17 protein-coding genes are annotated in these 17194 nt (G+C 64.4%); 8 read left to right on the top strand and 9 right to left on the bottom strand.

Annotation, left to right across the window (positions count from 1 at the left end; genetic code table 11):
• Positions 1 to 3: 3 nt before the first annotated feature.
• The 6 genes from trpA to AB5Y59_RS19280 form a co-directional block, all read right to left on the bottom strand.
• On the bottom strand, positions 4 to 810 hold the full coding sequence (gene trpA, locus AB5Y59_RS19255; RefSeq protein WP_261999609.1) for a tryptophan synthase subunit alpha: 807 nt from the start codon (positions 808 to 810) through the stop codon (positions 4 to 6).
• Positions 807 to 2000, bottom strand: a complete 1194-nt coding sequence (gene trpB / locus AB5Y59_RS19260) for a tryptophan synthase subunit beta (RefSeq protein ID WP_368212532.1) — start codon at positions 1998 to 2000, stop codon at positions 807 to 809. The genes trpA and trpB overlap by 4 nt, the downstream gene beginning before the upstream one ends.
• A 188-nt stretch (positions 2001 to 2188) precedes the next feature.
• The gene (trpCF, locus tag AB5Y59_RS19265; RefSeq protein WP_368212533.1) at positions 2189 to 3694 is read right to left on the bottom strand and encodes a bifunctional indole-3-glycerol-phosphate synthase TrpC/phosphoribosylanthranilate isomerase TrpF; all 1506 of its coding nucleotides are present in this window, start codon (positions 3692 to 3694) and stop codon (positions 2189 to 2191) included.
• Positions 3694 to 4707: an anthranilate phosphoribosyltransferase gene (gene trpD / locus AB5Y59_RS19270; RefSeq protein ID WP_010673697.1), complete on the bottom strand. Its 1014-nt coding sequence runs from the start codon at positions 4705 to 4707 to the stop codon at positions 3694 to 3696. The genes trpCF and trpD overlap by 1 nt, the downstream gene beginning before the upstream one ends.
• 10 nt (positions 4708 to 4717) lie before the next feature.
• Positions 4718 to 5317, bottom strand: coding sequence for an aminodeoxychorismate/anthranilate synthase component II (locus tag AB5Y59_RS19275; protein ID WP_039039194.1), 600 nt, complete (start codon positions 5315 to 5317; stop codon positions 4718 to 4720).
• Entirely contained in the window at positions 5310 to 6944 is a 1635-nt protein-coding gene (locus AB5Y59_RS19280; RefSeq protein WP_368212534.1) for an anthranilate synthase component 1, read from the bottom strand. Before AB5Y59_RS19280 ends, AB5Y59_RS19275 begins: the two co-directional genes overlap by 8 nt.
• A 424-nt stretch (positions 6945 to 7368) precedes the next feature.
• Between AB5Y59_RS19280 and AB5Y59_RS19285 the strand changes: the two genes are divergently transcribed.
• From AB5Y59_RS19285 to tesB, 7 genes are all read left to right on the top strand, one after another.
• A complete protein-coding gene (locus AB5Y59_RS19285; protein ID WP_039039192.1) occupies positions 7369 to 8250 on the top strand; it encodes a PHP domain-containing protein in 882 nt (293 codons plus the stop codon).
• A 125-nt stretch (positions 8251 to 8375) separates the two neighbouring features.
• Complete coding sequence (locus AB5Y59_RS19290) at positions 8376 to 8996, top strand: L-threonylcarbamoyladenylate synthase (protein WP_010673702.1); 621 nt, start codon at positions 8376 to 8378, stop codon at positions 8994 to 8996.
• Positions 8989 to 9870 carry a ScpA family protein gene (locus AB5Y59_RS19295; RefSeq protein ID WP_010673703.1) on the top strand — a complete coding sequence of 294 codons (882 nt, stop codon included), beginning with the start codon at positions 8989 to 8991 and terminating at the stop codon, positions 9868 to 9870. Before AB5Y59_RS19290 ends, AB5Y59_RS19295 begins: the two co-directional genes overlap by 8 nt.
• Before the next feature lie 41 nt (positions 9871 to 9911).
• The gene (scpB, locus tag AB5Y59_RS19300) at positions 9912 to 10604 is read left to right on the top strand and encodes an SMC-Scp complex subunit ScpB (RefSeq protein WP_041213209.1); all 693 of its coding nucleotides are present in this window, start codon (positions 9912 to 9914) and stop codon (positions 10602 to 10604) included.
• A complete protein-coding gene (rluB, locus tag AB5Y59_RS19305; RefSeq protein ID WP_368212535.1) occupies positions 10597 to 11520 on the top strand; it encodes a 23S rRNA pseudouridine(2605) synthase RluB in 924 nt (307 codons plus the stop codon). Before scpB ends, rluB begins: the two co-directional genes overlap by 8 nt.
• Before the next feature lie 213 nt (positions 11521 to 11733).
• Positions 11734 to 12105, top strand: coding sequence for an endonuclease domain-containing protein (locus AB5Y59_RS19310; RefSeq protein ID WP_039039189.1), 372 nt, complete (start codon positions 11734 to 11736; stop codon positions 12103 to 12105).
• A gap of 181 nt (positions 12106 to 12286) precedes the next feature.
• Positions 12287 to 13150 (top strand): acyl-CoA thioesterase II, encoded by an 864-nt coding sequence (gene tesB, locus AB5Y59_RS19315; protein WP_041214836.1) that lies wholly within the window; start codon positions 12287 to 12289, stop codon positions 13148 to 13150.
• A 63-nt stretch (positions 13151 to 13213) separates the two neighbouring features.
• Here tesB and AB5Y59_RS19320 read toward each other — a convergent pair whose 3' ends face one another.
• The 3 genes from AB5Y59_RS19320 to AB5Y59_RS19330 form a co-directional block, all read right to left on the bottom strand.
• Positions 13214 to 14389 carry a dicarboxylate/amino acid:cation symporter gene (locus AB5Y59_RS19320; protein ID WP_042014198.1) on the bottom strand — a complete coding sequence of 392 codons (1176 nt, stop codon included), beginning with the start codon at positions 14387 to 14389 and terminating at the stop codon, positions 13214 to 13216.
• Between the two features lie 168 nt (positions 14390 to 14557).
• Positions 14558 to 15121 carry a methyltransferase gene (locus AB5Y59_RS19325; RefSeq protein ID WP_319918700.1) on the bottom strand — a complete coding sequence of 188 codons (564 nt, stop codon included), beginning with the start codon at positions 15119 to 15121 and terminating at the stop codon, positions 14558 to 14560.
• A gap of 91 nt (positions 15122 to 15212) precedes the next feature.
• Positions 15213 to 15848, bottom strand: coding sequence for a TetR family transcriptional regulator (locus AB5Y59_RS19330; protein WP_043155094.1), 636 nt, complete (start codon positions 15846 to 15848; stop codon positions 15213 to 15215).
• Between the two features lie 154 nt (positions 15849 to 16002).
• Between AB5Y59_RS19330 and AB5Y59_RS19335 the strand changes: the two genes are divergently transcribed.
• Positions 16003 to 17184, top strand: a complete 1182-nt coding sequence (locus tag AB5Y59_RS19335) for an efflux RND transporter periplasmic adaptor subunit (protein ID WP_010673710.1) — start codon at positions 16003 to 16005, stop codon at positions 17182 to 17184.
• Positions 17185 to 17194: the final 10 nt, after the last annotated feature.

Below are 17194 nucleotides of genomic sequence, written 5' to 3' on the forward strand. Positions count from 1 at the left end.
CGCTTAGCGCAGGGTCGCCGCCTTCATCCCTTCCACAAACTCTTTCAGACGAGTGAGCATATGCTCCGGATTCTGGTGGTGGGTCTCGATGATCTTCACCACGGCGGAGCCGGAGATGGCACCGGCGGCGCCAGCGGCGATGGCCTCACGCACCTGAGCCGGTTCGCTGATGCCAAAGCCGAGCAGGGCAGGGGGGGCATTGAACTCGCGCAGGGTGTTGATGAGGCCCTCCACCGGCATGCCGGCCTTGGTCTCGGCACCGGTCACGCCGGCGCGGCTCACCAGATAGGTGTAACCGGAGCCGAGCTCGGCAACGGCCTTGAGCGTCTCGGCATCGCCGTTGGGCGGGGCGATAAAGATGCTGTCGATGCCGAACTTGTCGGCGGCCGCCTTGTAGGGTTCGCACATCTGCACCGGCACGTCCGCCACCAGCACGGAGTCCACCCCTGCCTGCTGGCACTTCTCGTAGAAGCCGTCGATGTGGCGTACATAGACCAGGTTCGCGTAGACCAGGAGACCAATGGGCAGCTGTGGGTACTTGGCGCGGATGCGGGCGAGCAGGCCGAAGCAGTCGTCCGGGGTGGTGTGGCTGGCAAAGGCACGCAGGGCGGCACCCTGAATGGTGGGGCCGTCCGCCACCGGATCGGAGAAGGGAATGCCGAGTTCGAGGGCGTCGGCGCCCCCTTCGACCAGGGCATCGACGATGGCCAGGGACAATTCGGGGGTGGGGTCACCCAGCATCACGAAGGGCACGAAGGCGCCCTGATTGGCCTTGTCCAGACGGGAGAAGAGTTGTGCGTAACGGTTCATGACAAGGTTCCTTCTTTTTCAAAGATGTCGGCAACGGTGAAGATGTCTTTGTCGCCACGGCCGGAGAGGTTGACGATGAGCACCTGCTCTTTTTCCGGTTCACTGCGGGCCATCTTGAGGGCATGAGCCAGGGCGTGGGAGGACTCCAGCGCCGGTATGATGCCTTCGGATTTGGCCAGCTCCTGGAAGGCGTCCAGCGCCTCCTTGTCGGTCACCGAGGGGTACTCGGCGCGGCCGATGGCGGCCAGGTGGGCGTGCTGGGGGCCGACGGAGGGGAAGTCCAGCCCCGCCGAGACGGAGTAGGACTCCTGGATCTGGCCCTGGTTGTCCTGCATCAGGAAGGAGTGCATGCCAAAGAAGACCCCCTTGCTGCCGTGACCCAGCGGCGCGCCGTGCTCGCCGCTCTCGATGCCGTGACCACCGGGCTCGACCCCGATAAGGCGCACGGAAGGCTCATCGATAAAGTCCGCAAACATGCCGATGGCATTGGAGCCGCCGCCAACGCAGGCGATCACCGCATCCGGCAGGCGCTCTTCTTTTTCGAAGCACTGGGCCTTGGCCTCTTCCCCGATCATCTTCTGGAACTCCCGCACGATGGTGGGGAAGGGGTGGGGGCCGGCGGCGGTACCGAGCAGGTAGTGGGCGGTTTCATAGTTGGCAGCCCAGTCCCGCAGCGCCTCGTTGCAGGCATCTTTCAGGGTGCTGGAGCCGGAGCGCACCGGGATCACGGTGGCGCCCATCAGCTTCATGCGAAACACGTTCGGCTTCTGGCGCTCGCAATCCTTGGCCCCCATATAGACCCGGCACTTGAGGCCGAGCAGGGCGCAGGCCAGCGCCGTCGCCACGCCGTGCTGACCGGCGCCGGTCTCGGCGATGATCTCGTGCTTGCCCATGCGCTTGGCAAGCAGGGCCTGACCCAGCACCTGGTTGGTCTTGTGGGCGCCGCCGTGCAGCAGGTCCTCACGCTTGAGGTAGAGGCGGGTCTTGGTGTCCTTGGTCAGATTGCGGGTCAGGGTGAGCGGCGTCGGGCGACCGGCGTACTCGGTCAGGAGTGCCTGAAACTCGGCGACGAAAGCCGGATCATCCTTGGCATCGACGAAGGCCTTCTCCAACTGGAGCAGGGCGGGGATGAGGATCTGGGGCACATACATACCGCCAAATTCACCAAAAAACGGATTGAGCAGGGTCATGGTTATCTTCCTTTACATTCTGCAATTGAGATCAGGTATGAGCCTTGGCGGGCTGAGGCGTATGGCTGGGGCACATACATGTCATCGACGAAATTCACCAAAAAACGGATGGAGCAGGGTCATACATTATTCCTTGTGCTTATGGGCAAACGCAGTTCATTAATTCGTTGAATGAGTCACGGGGGCGCTCACAGTTGGCGCAGGGCGCCAAAGGCGGCAGCCAGCATGTGGGCATCCTTCCTGCCCGGGGCACTCTCCACCCCGGAGTTGAAATCAAGGCCCACACAGCCCACCCGGGCGGCCTCGAGGGCGTTGTCGGGGTTGAGCCCCCCTGCCAGCATCAGTTTGCTCTTGTCGAGCCCGGCCAGCAGAGTCCAGTCGAACGCCTGACCGGTGCCGCCGCTCTGGCTGCCGACTTTCGTATCCAGCAGCAGGCGATCCGCCGGGTAGTCGAGGGCGGGCAGGGGCTCGCCATTTGTGACACCGACGGCCTTCCAGATCTGGCAGCCTGCCGGCAGCAGCGCGCGCAGTGCCTCGACATAGGCGGCATCTTCATCCCCGTGCAGTTGCACGGCGGCGAGCCCCAGCGCATCCACCGTCTTGGCGATGGTGGCGGGCTGGGCATTGCGAAACACCCCGACGTAAGAGAGCGGCGCACCCGCCATCACGGCGCGGGCGGCGGGAATGTCCACGTAGCGCGGGCTTTTCGCCACAAAGATAAGGCCGCCGAACACGGCGCCCGCCTGATGGGCGGCGGCGGCGTCCTCGGGACGGGTCAGGCCGCACACCTTGTTCTGGCCGAGCACGAGCTTGCGCACCGCGGCCTCCAGATCCGGCTCCGCCATGAGGGAAGATCCCACCAGGAAGCCCTTGGCGTGGTGGCGCAGGGCCGCCACCTGGGCGCGGTGGTTGATGCCGGATTCGCTGATCACCACCCGATCCCCCGGGATCCTGGCCGCCAGCTGCCGGGTGCGGGCAAGATCGACGCTCAAATCCCGCAGATCCCGGTTGTTGATGCCAATCACCGGGGCGCCGAGGTCGATGGCGCGGGTCAGCTCCTCCTCGTTGCTCACCTCGGTGAGCACCCCGAGGCCCAACTCTTTCGCCACTTTGAACAGGGCGCGATACCCCTCGTCGGTGAGCACGGAGAGCATCAGGAGGATGGCGTCCGCCTGATAGTGGCGGGCCAGATAGACCTGATAGGGGTCAATCATGAAGTCCTTGCAGAGCACCGGCTGCTGGACGCGGCCCCGTACCCGGGGCAGGAAGGCGAAATCCCCCTGGAAGAACTTCTCGTCCGTCAGCACCGAGATGGCGGTGGCGTAGTGGCCATAGATGTCGGCGATGGCCTCCGGGCTGAAGTCATTCCGGATCAAGCCCTTGGAGGGGGAGGCCTTCTTGCACTCCAGAATGAAGCGGGTGGAGCCTTTGCGCAGATCCCCCTCGAAATCCCGATCGCTCGGGGTCAGCGCGTCCTGGAAGCTCGCCAGGGGCTGGCTCTCCTTGCGGGCGGCGACCCACTCCTGCTTGGCCGCCACGATCTTGCCGAGAATGGTCTGGCTGATGGAGGCCATGTTCAGAAAGGCGTGGGGAGCAATGACATCTGACATCTCGTTATCCTTGCGAAGCTGGCTGTTGCCCGTCGGGCGTTCTGGGTGAGTGCCCCTGGGGCACGCTGTGGTGGTGGCTGACATCATGCCTCCTGATGGCTCAGGGTAGCGAGATCCCGGGCGAGGAGGGCGGCCTGGCCGCTTGCCAGCACCGCCAGCACCCGGGCGGCGGCCTGCCTAAAGTCCGGGGCCTCGCCCGCCATGACCAGGAGCGGCGCCACGTTGGCGGCGATGGCGGCGTTGTGGGCCGGGCTGCCGCGTCCTTCCAGGATGGCGGCGGTGATGGCGCGGTTCTCCTCGGGCTCACCGCCCTGGATGGCGCTGACCGGGTAGGTGTCGAGGCCAAAGTCCGCCGGGGTGAGCAAGTACTCGCGAATTTCGCCGTCACGGATTTCCGCCACCTGGGTCGGGCCGTGGATGGCAATCTCGTCGAGACCGGCGCCGTGCACCACCATACCGGTTTTCAGGCCGAGTGCCAGCAGGGTTTCGGCGATGGGGCGCACCAGCTCGGGGGCATAGACCCCCATCAGCTGGAAGCTGGGGCGAGCGGGGTTGATGAGCGGCCCCAGCACGTTGAACAGGGTGCGGGTCTTGAGGGCCTGGCGCACCGGCATGGCGTGGCGCACCCCGGCGTGGTACTGGGGGGCGAACAGGAAGCAGACCCCGAGCTCGTCCAGGCAGCGGCGGGCCTGAGCCGGGCTCATGTCGAGCTTGATGCCCATTTTGTCGAGCAGGTCGCTCGACCCCGACTTGCTCGAGACCGAGCGGTTGCCGTGCTTGGCCACTTTCAGGCCGCAGGCGGCGGCCACCAGGGCCGAGGTGGTGGAGACGTTGATGGTGTTGAGGCCGTCCCCTCCGGTGCCGACGATGTCGCAGAAGGCATAGTCCGGGCGCGGGAAGTCGCGCGCTTCGGCCAAGAGCGCCTCGGCGGCGCCGGCGATCTCCTCCGGGGTCTCCCCCTTGATCTTGAGGGCGGTCAAAAGGCTCGCGAGCACGATGGGATCCACTTCACCACGAACCACCTGGCCGAAGGCGTCGCGGGCGGCGTCGCGGGTGAGAGACTGACCCTGATAGAGGGTGTTGAGATGTTGATGCATGGTCTCTTCCTTACCGCACGTGGCTTTCTGGACGGGTGACATGGGCGAGGGCCTGGGTGAGCAGGCGGGCCCCTTCGCTGGTCATGATGGATTCCGGGTGGAACTGGAAGCCCAGCACCCGCTCGTCACGCTGCTCGATGGCCATGGGCATGCCCTGATAGTGGGCAATCACCTGCAACTCTTGTGGCACATAGGTGGCCACCAGGGAGTGGTAGCGGGCCACCGGCAAGGGGCTCGGCAGCCCCGCGAAGGCGCCATGGCCGTTGTGCTCGATGAGGGAGCGCTTGCCGTGGACGATTTCCCCCGCCGCCCCGACGGTGCCGCCGTAGGCTTCGCACAGGGCCTGATGACCGAGGCAGATGCCGAGGATGGGCACCCGGCCCCGGGCCAGCTTGATGAGATCGATGAGGCAGCCCGCCTCATGGGGAGCGCCCGGCCCCGGGGAGAGCACCAGCACGGCGTCCCCTTCGCAGGCGTCGATCTCCTGCATGATGCGGCTCGCAGGCAGGCTGTTGCGGTAGATGCGCACCGGGTAGCCCAGGGTGCGGAACTGGTCGACGAGGTTGTAGGTAAACGAGTCGAAGTTGTCGAGCAGGAAGATGTTAGTCATGGCTCACGTCCTTGTGTTGTTCCTGCTGGGCGCTGAGGGCCTGCAGGGAGGTGCCATGGCTGGCAGCGATGGCGGCCAGCACGGCCGCCGCCTTGGCGCGGGTCTCGTCCGCCTCGGCCTGGGGTTTGGAGTCATAGACCACCCCGGCGCCGGCCTGGACATGGGCGACCCCCTCTTTCACGAAGGCGGAGCGGATGACGATGCAGGTGTCCATTTCCCCTGCGCCGTTCAGGTAACCCACGGCGCCGCCGTAGCTGCCGCGACGCTTGCCTTCCACCATGCGGATAAGCTCGCTGGCGCGCAGCTTGGGGGCTCCGGTCAGGGTGCCCATGTTCATGCAGGCCTGGTAGGCGTGCAGGGCGTCAAGGTCGGCGCGAAGGGTGCCCACCACCCGGGAGACCAGGTGCATGACGTGGCTGTAGCGATCCACTTTCAGCAGATCCTTGACGTAGCGGGTGCCGGGGGCGGAGATGCGGGCGATGTCGTTGCGGCCCAGATCCACCAGCATCAGGTGCTCGGCCACCTCTTTCTCGTCCTGACGCAGCTCCAGCTCGATGCGGCCGTCCAGATCCAGGTTGATGCTGCCGTCCGGGTTGAGGCCGCGGCGGCGGGTACCGGCGATGGGGTACATCTCCACCTGGCGGCTGTTGGCGCAGAACTTGACTGCGCTCTCGGGGGAGGCGCCAAACAGGGTGAAGCCCTCGTCCTGCACGTAGAACATGTAGGGGCTGGGGTTGGTCTGCTTGAGGCGGCGATAGGCGGCGACGGGATCCGGGCAGGGGAGGGAGAAGCTGCGGGACGGCACCACCTGGAAGATGTCACCACGGCGGATGAAGCCCTTGAGCTTCTCGACCTCGGCGCAGAACTGCTTGTCTCCCTTGTCGATGGCCAGGGCGCCGGTCAGCGGCGCCGTGCCCTGCGGCGCAGGCAGCGGCTGCTGACAGGCCTGTTTGAAGGACTCGAGGCGAGCGGTCAGGCGGGCGTAGCGCGCGTCCAGCTGCTCATCCTCTTCGCCGCCGAACAGGCAGGCCAGCAACTGGGTGCTCTGCTTGATGTGATCGATGGTGATCAGGGTCTCGGCCACATAGAAGCAGTAGTCAGGGCAGTCGTTGCTCCCCTCTGGCACCTCGGGCAAGTCTTCAAAGGAGGCGATGAGGTCGTAGGCGAAGCTGCCCGCCATGAAGAGGGCCTCTTTGCCCTGCTGGCATTGCAGCTCCCGCTGCAGGGTACGCAGCACGTCCAGCACGCTGCTGCCCTTGAGGCGGCTGTCTTCGTCAAGCTCCCGATCGGACGCCGGGAAGTCGAGGTGCAGCTCGTCCGCCACCCGGGTCTGGGTGATGACGGCGGGCAGGCGCTGCTCCAGCAGGCGCAGCAGGGCGGCGCCGTTGTCGCCGAGGGGGCGCACCTGCACGGCGCGGCCGCGGCACTCGATGCGCAGGCAGGCGTCCACCAGCAGCAGGCTCTGGGTACCGGCCTTGGAGTCGATCTCCACCGATTCGAGCAGTAGGTTGTTGGGTCTGTCCTGGCAGAGTCGGGTATAGAGTGCCAGGGGGTCTGTCACATAGGGGGCATTGAGCCGGATGGTATCGAATTCGCCCAGGGGCAAACGGGTCTTGTTGCCTGTCATAATGCCTTCCCTTGCATGTGTTGTGTGTCACCGATGGTCATGGCGCTGTCTCTCTTGAAAATGGGTCGGGTTCGGGTCACGTCAGCGAGTTCGCCATCGCCATGTCAGTGTGCTTCTCTGAATTGTCGGTTTCATCACAGGTCCATTTGCCGGATAATAAAAAAGCCCGCTGGGGTCAGCGGGCTTTTTCTTTGGGTTCTTAACTTGCTGTCAGATTACAGGTACAGCAACGACCACACGCCCGCATGTCAGGGAGTGTGCCACCACCAGATGGTCAGGATGGAAGTCGCTTGCATGAGATTGAGTCCTGTAAAAAGATGTTTGCAATGAAGTGCCTACAGAAAACGATAAAGCCGCGGCCAAGTCAAGTCGCTTTTTTGCCGGCCTTTTCCAGGCAGGTCCCAAACAAGAGCGAAACACGCCGATGAGATTCGATCTTCATTGCCACACCACCGCCTCGGACGGGGTGCTGAGCCCCGCCGACCTGGTGCGCCGCGCCGCCGAAAAAGGGGTGGAGGTGTTAGCGGTCACTGACCACGATACCCTCGACGGGCTTGAGGAGGTGCGCCAGACCATCTCGGCCGACCAGTTGCCACTGCGCCTGGTGAGCGGGGTGGAGATCTCCACCGGGTGGGAGCATCACGAGATCCACATCGTGGCCCTCGGGGTGGACGAGAAAAATCCCCAGTTGCTCGCCTTTCTGGCAGGGCAGCGAGCCCGCCGGGAGGCGCGCGCCGAGGAGATCGGGCGTCGTCTGGAGAAGTGCCTCATCCCGGGCACCTATGAAGAGGCCAAGCAGCTTGCCGGTGACGCCGCCGTGACCCGGGCCCACTTTGCCCGGGTGCTTGTGGCGCGCGGGGTGGCCGACAATATGCAGAAGGTGTTCAAGAAGTACCTGAGCCGGGGCAACAAGGGCTATGTGCCCGCCGAGTGGCCCGGGATGGGGGAGGCCATCGAGGCCATCCACGCCGCAGGCGGGCTGGCGGTGCTGGCCCACCCGAGCCGCTACAATCTCACCGCCAAGTGGATCAAGCGGCTGCTGGTGGCCTTCAAGGCAGTCGGGGGGGATGCCATGGAGGTCTCCCTGCCCCAGCAGAGCCCCCAGGAGCGGGCGAATCTCGGCCAGTGGGCCAGGGAGCACGATCTCTATATTTCGGTGGGGTCCGATTTTCACTTCCCCTCCAACTGGACCGAGCTTGGCCGCCACCTCTGGCTCCCCAAGGAGGGGATGCCGCTGTGGCTCGGTCACCCCGGTCATTTCGGGCTCACCCCCGAGGAGCATGCGGGCCTGCTGGCCAGCCGCTGACCCCCCTGGCCGGCATCTTTGATGCAGGCGAGTCTGCGTCAAACAGGTTAAGGTAGTGTCATGGGCCAAGGGGCCCTTGACCATGAAGCGGGCAACGAGCGTGCCCCCTATCGCGAGAAGAGCATATGAGTCAGCATTTTTACGTACATCCCGACAATCCCCAGGTTCGCCTCATCAGCCAGGCGGTGCAGATCCTGCAAAACGGCGGCGTCATCGTCTATCCCACCGACTCCGGCTACGCCCTGGGCTGCCAGATGGGCAACAAGGATGCTTTGGAGCGCATCTGCCGCATCCGTCGCATCGAGCCGAACCACGACTTCACCCTGGTGTGCCGGGATCTCTCGGAGATCTCCACCTATGCCAAGGTGGACAACACCGCCTTCCGGCTGGTCAAGAACAACACCCCCGGACCCTACACCTTCATCTTCAAGGCCACCAAGGAGGTGCCGCGTCGCCTCATGAACGAGAAGAAGAAGACCATCGGCATCCGGGTCCCGGCCAACAACATCGCGCTGGCCTTGCTCGAGGCCCTCGGTGAGCCGCTGCTCTCCACCACTCTGATCCTGCCGGGCTCCGAGATGGCGGAGTTCGACCCCGAGGAGATTGCCGACAAGCTCGGCAAGCAGCTGGATCTGGTGGTCAACGGCGGGTATCTGGGCGAGCAGCCCACCACTGTGGTGGATTTCTCCGACGACGAGCCAGTGCTGCGTCGCCGCGGTGCCGGGGATCCGACGCCGTTTGAGTGATCTTGCCGACCCCGTGCCCGCGCTGACAACCCCCGCGGGCACGACGGGGGAGGCTTCCCTTCCCCCGCCCATCGCCACCGTGCTGGGGCAGCCCTACCATGAGCTGCCCCAGGACTTGTTCATCCCCCCCGATGCGCTGGAGGTGTTTCTCGACACCTTCGAGGGGCCGCTGGATCTCTTGCTCTACCTCATCCGGCGCCAGCAGCTCGATATCCTCAACCTGCCCATCCTGCAGATCACCGCCCAGTACATGGAGTACGTGGATCTGATGCAGGGTCTCAACCTCGAGCTGGCGGCGGAATACCTGCTGATGGCGGCCTGGCTCGCGGAGATAAAGTCCCGCCTGCTGCTGCCCAAGGCCCCGGAGCTGGAAGACGAGGAGGAGGGAGAAGACCCTCGCGTCACCCTCATTCGTCGCCTGCAGGAGTACGAGCGCTACAAGCTGGGGGCGGAGCGGGTCAATGCCCTGCCGAGGGTGGAGCGGGAGATCTTCGTCGCCGCCGCCATGGCGCCGGATTTTGGTGCCTTGAAGCCATTGGCGCCCGATGTTTCTCTGGTTGAACTCGCCCTTTACATGCAAAGTGTGGTAAAACGCGCGACTCATTTTGAACATCACCAGATCCGCCGCGAGCAGATCCCGACCCGGGTACGGATGGCGGAGATCCTCGCCATGCTCTCCCTGGGCCAGACCCTGCGCCTGGAGCAGGTGCTGCGGGCCGAGGAGGGGCGCATGGGGGTGCTGGTGACCTTCCTGGCCCTGCTGGAGCTGTGCAAGGAGCAATTGATCTGGATCTTGCAGGCGGAGCCCCTGGGCCCCATCCATTTTGCCCTGGCCAGTCAGGGGAAAGGGGAGGAGCATGAGCATCTACACTGAGCGAGGGGCGGCGCCAGGGGCGTGGACCCGGGAGGTCCACCGTGGCGCTGCCTGCTGAACGATTGAAGACCCTGATCGAGGCGGCGATCTTCGTGGCGGGGCGTCCCCTCACGGTGAGCGAAATCAAGGGCAGCGTGCTCTCGGACTACCCGGTCACCGGCCGCTATGTCCAGCTGCTGCTGGCAGAGCTCAGACAGGATTACAGCGAGCGGGGGGTCGAGCTCAAAGAAGTGGCCTCCGGCTGGCGTTTCCAGGCCCGCCAGGAGTATGCCGAGGAGCTGTCGCGCCTGTGGAGCGAGCGGGCTCCCCGTTATTCCCGCGCCGTGATGGAGACGCTGACGCTGATTGCCTATCGTCAGCCCATCACCCGGGCGGAGATAGAAGCCATCCGCGGGGTGGCGGTGTCGAGCCAGATCGTCAACACCCTCAAGGAGCGTGGCTGGGTGCGCAGCATCGGCCACAAGGAGGTGGCGGGTCGCCCCGAGCTGCTCGCCACCACCCGTGAATTTCTGGACTATTTCAACCTGCAGAGTCTGGAGCAGCTCCCCGAGCTGGATCCCGAGCTGCAGGCCCCCTTGTCGCTCATGCCGGGCGAGGGCGGTGACGGTCAGCCTCTGGCAGGCCGTGCTGAGCATGAACATGGTGGGGAGACCAACGGGGCCTTCCCACAAGAGCCAAGGTTGTCCGCGATGTCGGCGGGCAGCGATCAACAATCAGGTAAACCCGATGAGTGAAAAACTGCAAAAAGTATTGGCCCGCGCGGGTCAAGGCTCCCGTCGTGAGATGGAGGCCCTGATCACCGCAGGTCGGGTCAGCGTGGATGGCAAGGTCGCCACGCTGGGGGATCGCGTCGAAGTGAACGCCGTGATCCGGGTGGATGGCCACCAGGTCAAGACCCGCGCCGCAGAGGAAGTGATCTGCCGCGTGCTGGCCTACCACAAGCCCGAAGGGGAGATGTGCACCCGTCACGATCCGGAAGGACGTCCCACCGTGTTTGATCGTCTGCCCAAGATGGATGGCGCCCGCTGGATAGCGGTCGGCCGCCTCGACGTCAACACCTCAGGCCTCTTGCTGTTCACCACCGACGGCGAGCTGGCGAACCGCCTGATGCACCCGAGCCACGAAGTGGAGCGGGAATACGCGGTGCGCGTCTTTGGCGAGATCACCGAAGCCATGCTGCAGCGCCTGCGCAAGGGCGTGCAGCTGGAAGACGGCATGGCCAAGTTCAACAAGATCAAGCCGGCTGGCGGTGAAGGGCTGAACCAGTGGTTCAACGTCACCCTGACCGAGGGCCGCAACCGGGAAGTGCGCCGCCTGTGGGAGTCCCAGGAAGTGCAGGTGAGCCGCCTGATGCGTATCCGCTACGGCGACGTCAAGCTGGATCGCGGCATCCCCCGCGGCGGCTGGCAGGAGCTGAAACTGCCCGAGGTGAACTACCTGCGCGGCCTGGTCAACCTGCCCAACGAGACCGAGTCCAAGGTCGACCTGCAGCAGGATGGCAAGAACACCCGCCACAAGCAGGCCGCCCAGATCCGTCGCGCCGTCAAGCGCCACAAGGAGATGCAGGGCAAGGAGCCGCGCGCCCGTGCCACCACCGCCCGTCGCAAGCCGACCTCCTCCACCCGCAATTCCGGCACCGGCAGCAAGTAAGCCGCCGCCACGGGCCGCTCGCCCCGGACACGCCACAAGCCCGCACCCCAAGGTGCGGGCTTTTTTGTTTTCTGCTCCTGCCGGGCTCCTTGAGACTGAATCGCACAGGGGAGAGAAAGGGCCAGACAAGCTCCTCCCCCTTTTGAAGGGGGAGGCTGGGAGGGGGTGAGTAGTTGTTATGCTGACAGGGGTCATAGTCGGAGGAATACTGTCATGAACGAGAAGCCAGTTCGTGTTTTCAACCGCGAGGCCACCCTGGATAAACGGCGTGAACAGCGAAACAATCCAACAGAGCCTGAACGGCGATTGTGGCAGGCGCTTCGGGCTGGGCAACTCGGAGTCAAGTTTCGCCGTCAGCAAGGTATAGGCCCATACATTGCGGATTTTTACTGCCCCGGGCGGTTGTTGGTCATTGAGGTTGATGGCGACAGCCATTTCGACATGCGGGGTTTGCGTCATGACAAGCGACGGGATGCCTACATGGCGGCCCTGTCGCTGACGGTACTGAGATTTAGCAACAGGGAGGTGATGGAAAATCTACCCGGGGTGGTTGTCTCTATTCGGGCATGGCTTGATCGCGTCTGACCCCACCCCAGCCCTCCCCTTGCCAGGGGAGGGGGCCAGAGTGCCCTCTGTACGGGCTGGAAAGCGTCATACACTTCCCTTTTTTGAAGGGGAGGTGGTTGCAGACGGGGATGTGCATCAGGATGGTTGCCCTGCCGGGACGGGCTTGTTAGCCTTTCGCGCACAAAGACAGGAGAAACCAATGAGCAAGGTACTGGATGAGCTGCTGGCGTTGCTGGCGCTCGAAAAGATCGAGGAGGGCCTGTTTCGGGGCCAGAGCCAGGATCTCGGGTTGCGATCCGTGTTTGGCGGACAGGTGATGGGGCAGGCCTTGTCAGCCGCCAAGCAGACGGTGGCAAGCGACCGCCAGGTCCACAGTTTCCACTCCTACTTCCTGCGCCCCGGGGATGCCAACAAGCCCATCGTCTACGACGTGGAGAACATCCGCGACGGCCAGACCGTTTCCACCCGCCGGGTCAAGGCCATCCAGAATGGCAAGCCCATCTTTTACCTCAACGCCTCCTTCCAGGTGGAGGCCGAGGGCTTCGAGCACCAGGCGAAGATGCCGGGCGGCATCACGCCCCCCGAGCAGCTCAAGAGCGAGCTGGAGCTGGTGCGTCCCTACGAGCAGATGATCCCGGCGGCCCTGCGGGACAAGATCCTGTGCGAGAAGCCCATCGAAATTCGCCCCGTGACCCTGGTGGACCCCATTCGCCCGGATGTTCACGAGCCCCTTCGCTACACCTGGTTCAAGGCCAATGGCCCGGTGCCGGACGATCAGCGGGTCCACAACTACCTGCTGGCCTATGCCTCCGACTTCCACTTCCTGTTCGCCGCCCTGCAGCCCCACGGGGTCTCCTACTGGGAGCCGGACATGCAGGTGGCCACCATCGATCACTCCATGTGGTTCCACCGGGAGTTCCGGCTGGACGACTGGCTGCTCTACGTGGTGGACAGCCCGAGCGCCAGCGGCGGTCGGGGTCTGGTGCGCGGCCAGTTCTTCACCCGGGATGGAGTATTGGTGGCGAGCACCATGCAGGAAGGGGTGATCCGCCGCCGGGGCTGAGACGCCCCCTTGCGCCAACGAAAAACGGGAGCCGATGGCTCCCGTTTTTTATTGCCTGCGCTATCAGGCTGCGTCCTGCTCGGTGCTGAGTGCTGGCTCGCCCCGGGCGAAGCGGTCGGCCCACAGGGCGATGACGCCGTCACCGGTGACGTTGCAGGCGGTGCCGAAGCTGTCCTGAGCCAGGTAGAGGGCGATCATCAGGGCGATGGAGGCCTCACCGAAGCCGAGCATGGAAGTGAGCAGGCCGAGCGCGGACATGACACCGCCACCCGGTGCGCCCGGCGCGGCAATCATGATGACGCCCAGCATCATGATGAAGGGCACCATGGTGCCGTAGCCCGGAATGGCCAGGTGTTCGGAGAGGAACATCACCGCCGTGGCGCAGGTTACCAGGGTGATGGTGGAGCCGCACAGGTGGATGGTGGCGCACAGGGGCACGGTGAAGTTGGCGATGCCGTCGCTCACGCCGTTGCGCTTGCTGGCTTGCAGGGCCACCGGAATGGTGGCGGCGCTGGACATGGTGCCAAGGGCGGTGAAGTAGGCGGGCAGCATGTTCTTGATGAGCATGACGGGGGAGCGCCCCTGAGCGAGGCCGGTGCCGACGAACAGGACGCAGAGCCAGATCCAGTGCATGACGATGGCCATCACCAGCACCACTCCGAAGGTCTTGAGGGTGGCGAAGACGGTGCCTTCCACCGTCATCTCGACGAAGACGCCGGCGATGTAGAAGGGGAGCAGGGGAATGATCACGCGTGCCAGCAGGCGGTCGATGATGTCACGGCCCTGATCGGCGACCCGGCGCAGGTCGGTGGCCTGGGTGGCGCTGATGCCGATGCCGAACACGAAGGCGGCGGCCAGGGCCGACATCACCCCGAACAGGGGCGGGATCTCGAGATTGATATAGGAAGCGAGCTTGGTGGCAGCCTCGGCGGTGGGCTCGGCGGCCGTGGTCAGGTGCGGGATCAGGTGGCTCGCCACGGTGAAGGCGAACAGGCCCGCCAGTATGGTGGAGCAGTAGGAGAGCCCCACCGTCTTGCCCAGCAGCTTGCCGGAGTTCTTCGGCAGGCTGGCGATGCCGCTCATGATGAAGAAGAGGATGATGAGCGGGATGGTGAAGGTGATGAGCTGGCCTATCACCGTCTTGGCGGTGAACAGCACGCGGGCGACCCATTCGGGGGCATAGAGACCGAGCAGCAGGCCGGCGAGGATACCGGCAACCAGATTGAGAACGAGTTTCATGGGGGAATCCAGGTGTTGGTGTCTGATTTGTTATTTAATTTTGATTTTAATGCCGCTTTTTAACACAAACACCGCATCTTGTCTGCTTTATGGTGGTTAACTCAGGGTTAAATATTGTTAACGGGCTGAATGCCGTGAGGTGTCACTGTCCCCGGGGGCTTTCGCGGATCAGCGCCGCACCAGCAAGGCGTGCAGCCAGGGGCCGTTCACTTCATCTTCCCCCACCCAGCTATGGTGCAGGGTGAAGGGGAGGGGAGCGATCAGGCGTCGTAGTCCCGCCTCGTCGAGCCGGGTCTGCAGGGGATATTCCCCCGACCGTGGCAGCGGTTCGCCCTTCCCGTGGGGGAAGGAGGCGTAGAGGGGGCCCCCGGCCTTGAGCAGGGTGGCCAGATGACCGAGCGCCGGGGCTATCTCGTGCTCGGGCAGACAGGGGAGGGAGCCGCTGGCCCAGATGCCGTCATAGGGAACGACGCTTTGCATCTGCTCGACGCGGCAGACTCGCACCGGCTGACCGCACAGGCGCGAGGCGGCAGCGGCCTGCGCCCGGCTCGCATCGAAGGCGGTCACGGTGAGGCCTTGCTGGCGAAAGAGGCGCAGATCCTCTCCTGCCCCGCAACCGGCCTCCAGCAGATGACGGCCGTTGCCCAGCAGGGCCAGGAAGGGGGCATGGGCGCCTGCCACGAGGGCGGGGCGAGGGGCGGCGTCGTGCGCCGGCGCGGGGGCGTGTGGCAAGGGTGTCGGGCTCATCGTGGTGGGGGGGCGTTACTCTAGCAGGTTTGCCCCCGGCTGTTGAGCATTGGCGGGGGCGGCGCGTCTTGCTGACTCAGGGGTGGCGGCGAAGGGTGGGGCTCGCGATGAGGGTGAACAGGGTATCGAGGAGGAAGTCCGACTCCTCCATCAGATCGATGCGATCCGGGAAGTGCAGCCAATTGATGATGTAGCCGTCCAGAGTGCAGTGGAGCAGGGTGGCGGCGCGGCGCAGATCCAACCCCTCGGGCAGTTGGCCGCGGTGCACGGCATTGGCCAGGGTGATCTCCAGATCCCGGAAGAAATTCATGGATTGCAGGTGCATGTGCTCGCGCATGACGGCGGCCTCTCCCTCCATGGATTCCAGATTGAACATGATGGTGAACATCTGCTGGTGGGCGGGCTCGGTGCTGATCTTGAGCATCACCTCCTTGAGAAAGCTGCGCAGCTTGCCCAGGGGATCCGGCTCCGCCTCGTCGACGCAGGCATCGAGCTGGTGGGAGAGGGGGGCACACAGCTCCTCCCACAGGGTGACGAACAGCTCTTCTTTATTCTTGAAGTGCCAGTAGATGGCGCCCCGGGTGAGGTCCGTCGCCTTGGCGATATCGGTCAGGCTGGTGCGTGCCAGCCCCTGTTGGCAGAAGAGATCCAGGGCCGTGCTCATGATGTTGCAGCGGGTTTGCTGCGCCTCTTCTTTGGTGCGTCTGGCCATTGACTCCGGTCCTGTTTAAAAGTGAAAAAAGTTTCTTACATACATTCATGAATGTATGTATATTGCCTCATCTTCGCCGTTTTACCAACAGGGGCCTTATAAACCCTGTGGTTTTGTCACTTCTTTTTGATTGAAACTGAGGTTCAGAGACTTGATGCATAAACATATTCTCGCACGTTCGGTCGGCCTTGCCTTGCTGGCAAGCGGCCTGCTGGCTGGCTGTGGTGACAAGGACGGGGCCCAGCAGGCCATGGGGGAGATGCCTCCCGCCGCCGTGGACGTGGTCACCCTGCATACGGCCCCCCTGCAACTGTTGTCCGAACTCACCGGCCGCACCGCCCCCCTGCGGGTGGCCGAGGTGCGTCCCCAGGTGAACGGCATCATCCTCAAGCGCCTGTTCACCGAGGGGAGCGATGTCAAGGCCGGTCAGCTGCTCTATCAGATTGATCCCGCCGTCTATCAGGCCGAAGTGGCTTCCGCCAAGGCCAACCTCGCCAAGGCCGAGGCCAACGAGCGCAGCGCCCGCCTCAAGGCCCAGCGCTACGCCGAGCTGGTGAAGGTGAAAGCCATCAGCAGCCAGGAGTATGACGACGCCGACGCGGCCTGGAAACAGCAGCTGGCTGAGATCGGGGCCGCCAAGGCCGCATTGCAGACCGCCAACATCAACCTGGCCTACACCCGCATCACGGCCCCCATCAGCGGCCGCATCGGCAAGTCGGCGGTGACCGAGGGTGCCCTGGTGACCGCCCAGCAGGCGGACAGCCTCACCTCCATCTCCCAGCTCGATCCCATGTACGTGGACGTGCGCCAGTCCACCGCCGACCTGCTGCGCCTCAAGCGCCTGGTGGCCGAGGGCAAGCTGACCCAGGGGGAGAAGGACGGGGCCGGTGTCAGCTTCCAGTTGGAAGATGGCAGCCAGTATGGCGAGAAAGGGGCCCTCCAGTTCTCCGACGTGACCGTGGACGAGGCGACCGGCATGGTGACCCTGCGGGTGATCGTGCCCAACCCGGATCAACTGCTGCTGCCCGGCATGTTCATGCGCGCCACCTTGCAGGAGGGCGAGCGCCCGCAAGGCCTGCTGGTGCCCCAGACTGCCGTGACCCGTACCCCCAAGGGCGGTGCCACCGTCATGGTGGTGACGGCGGACAACAAGGTGGAACTGCGTGAAGTGCAGGTCGGCCGCATGTCCGGCGACAGCTGGGTGGTGGAGTCCGGTCTCAAGGCTGGCGAGAAGGTGATCGTCGCCGGTCTGCAGAAAGTCAAACCCGGGGTCGTGGTGGCGCCCACTGAACGTGCCGGCAACAGCGCACAACAGACCCCGGCAACCAAGCAGTAGGATGGAGTAG

The sequence above is a fragment of the Aeromonas sp. s10 genome, assembly GCF_040907975.1.
Lineage (GTDB): Bacteria > Pseudomonadota > Gammaproteobacteria > Enterobacterales > Aeromonadaceae > Aeromonas > Aeromonas caviae.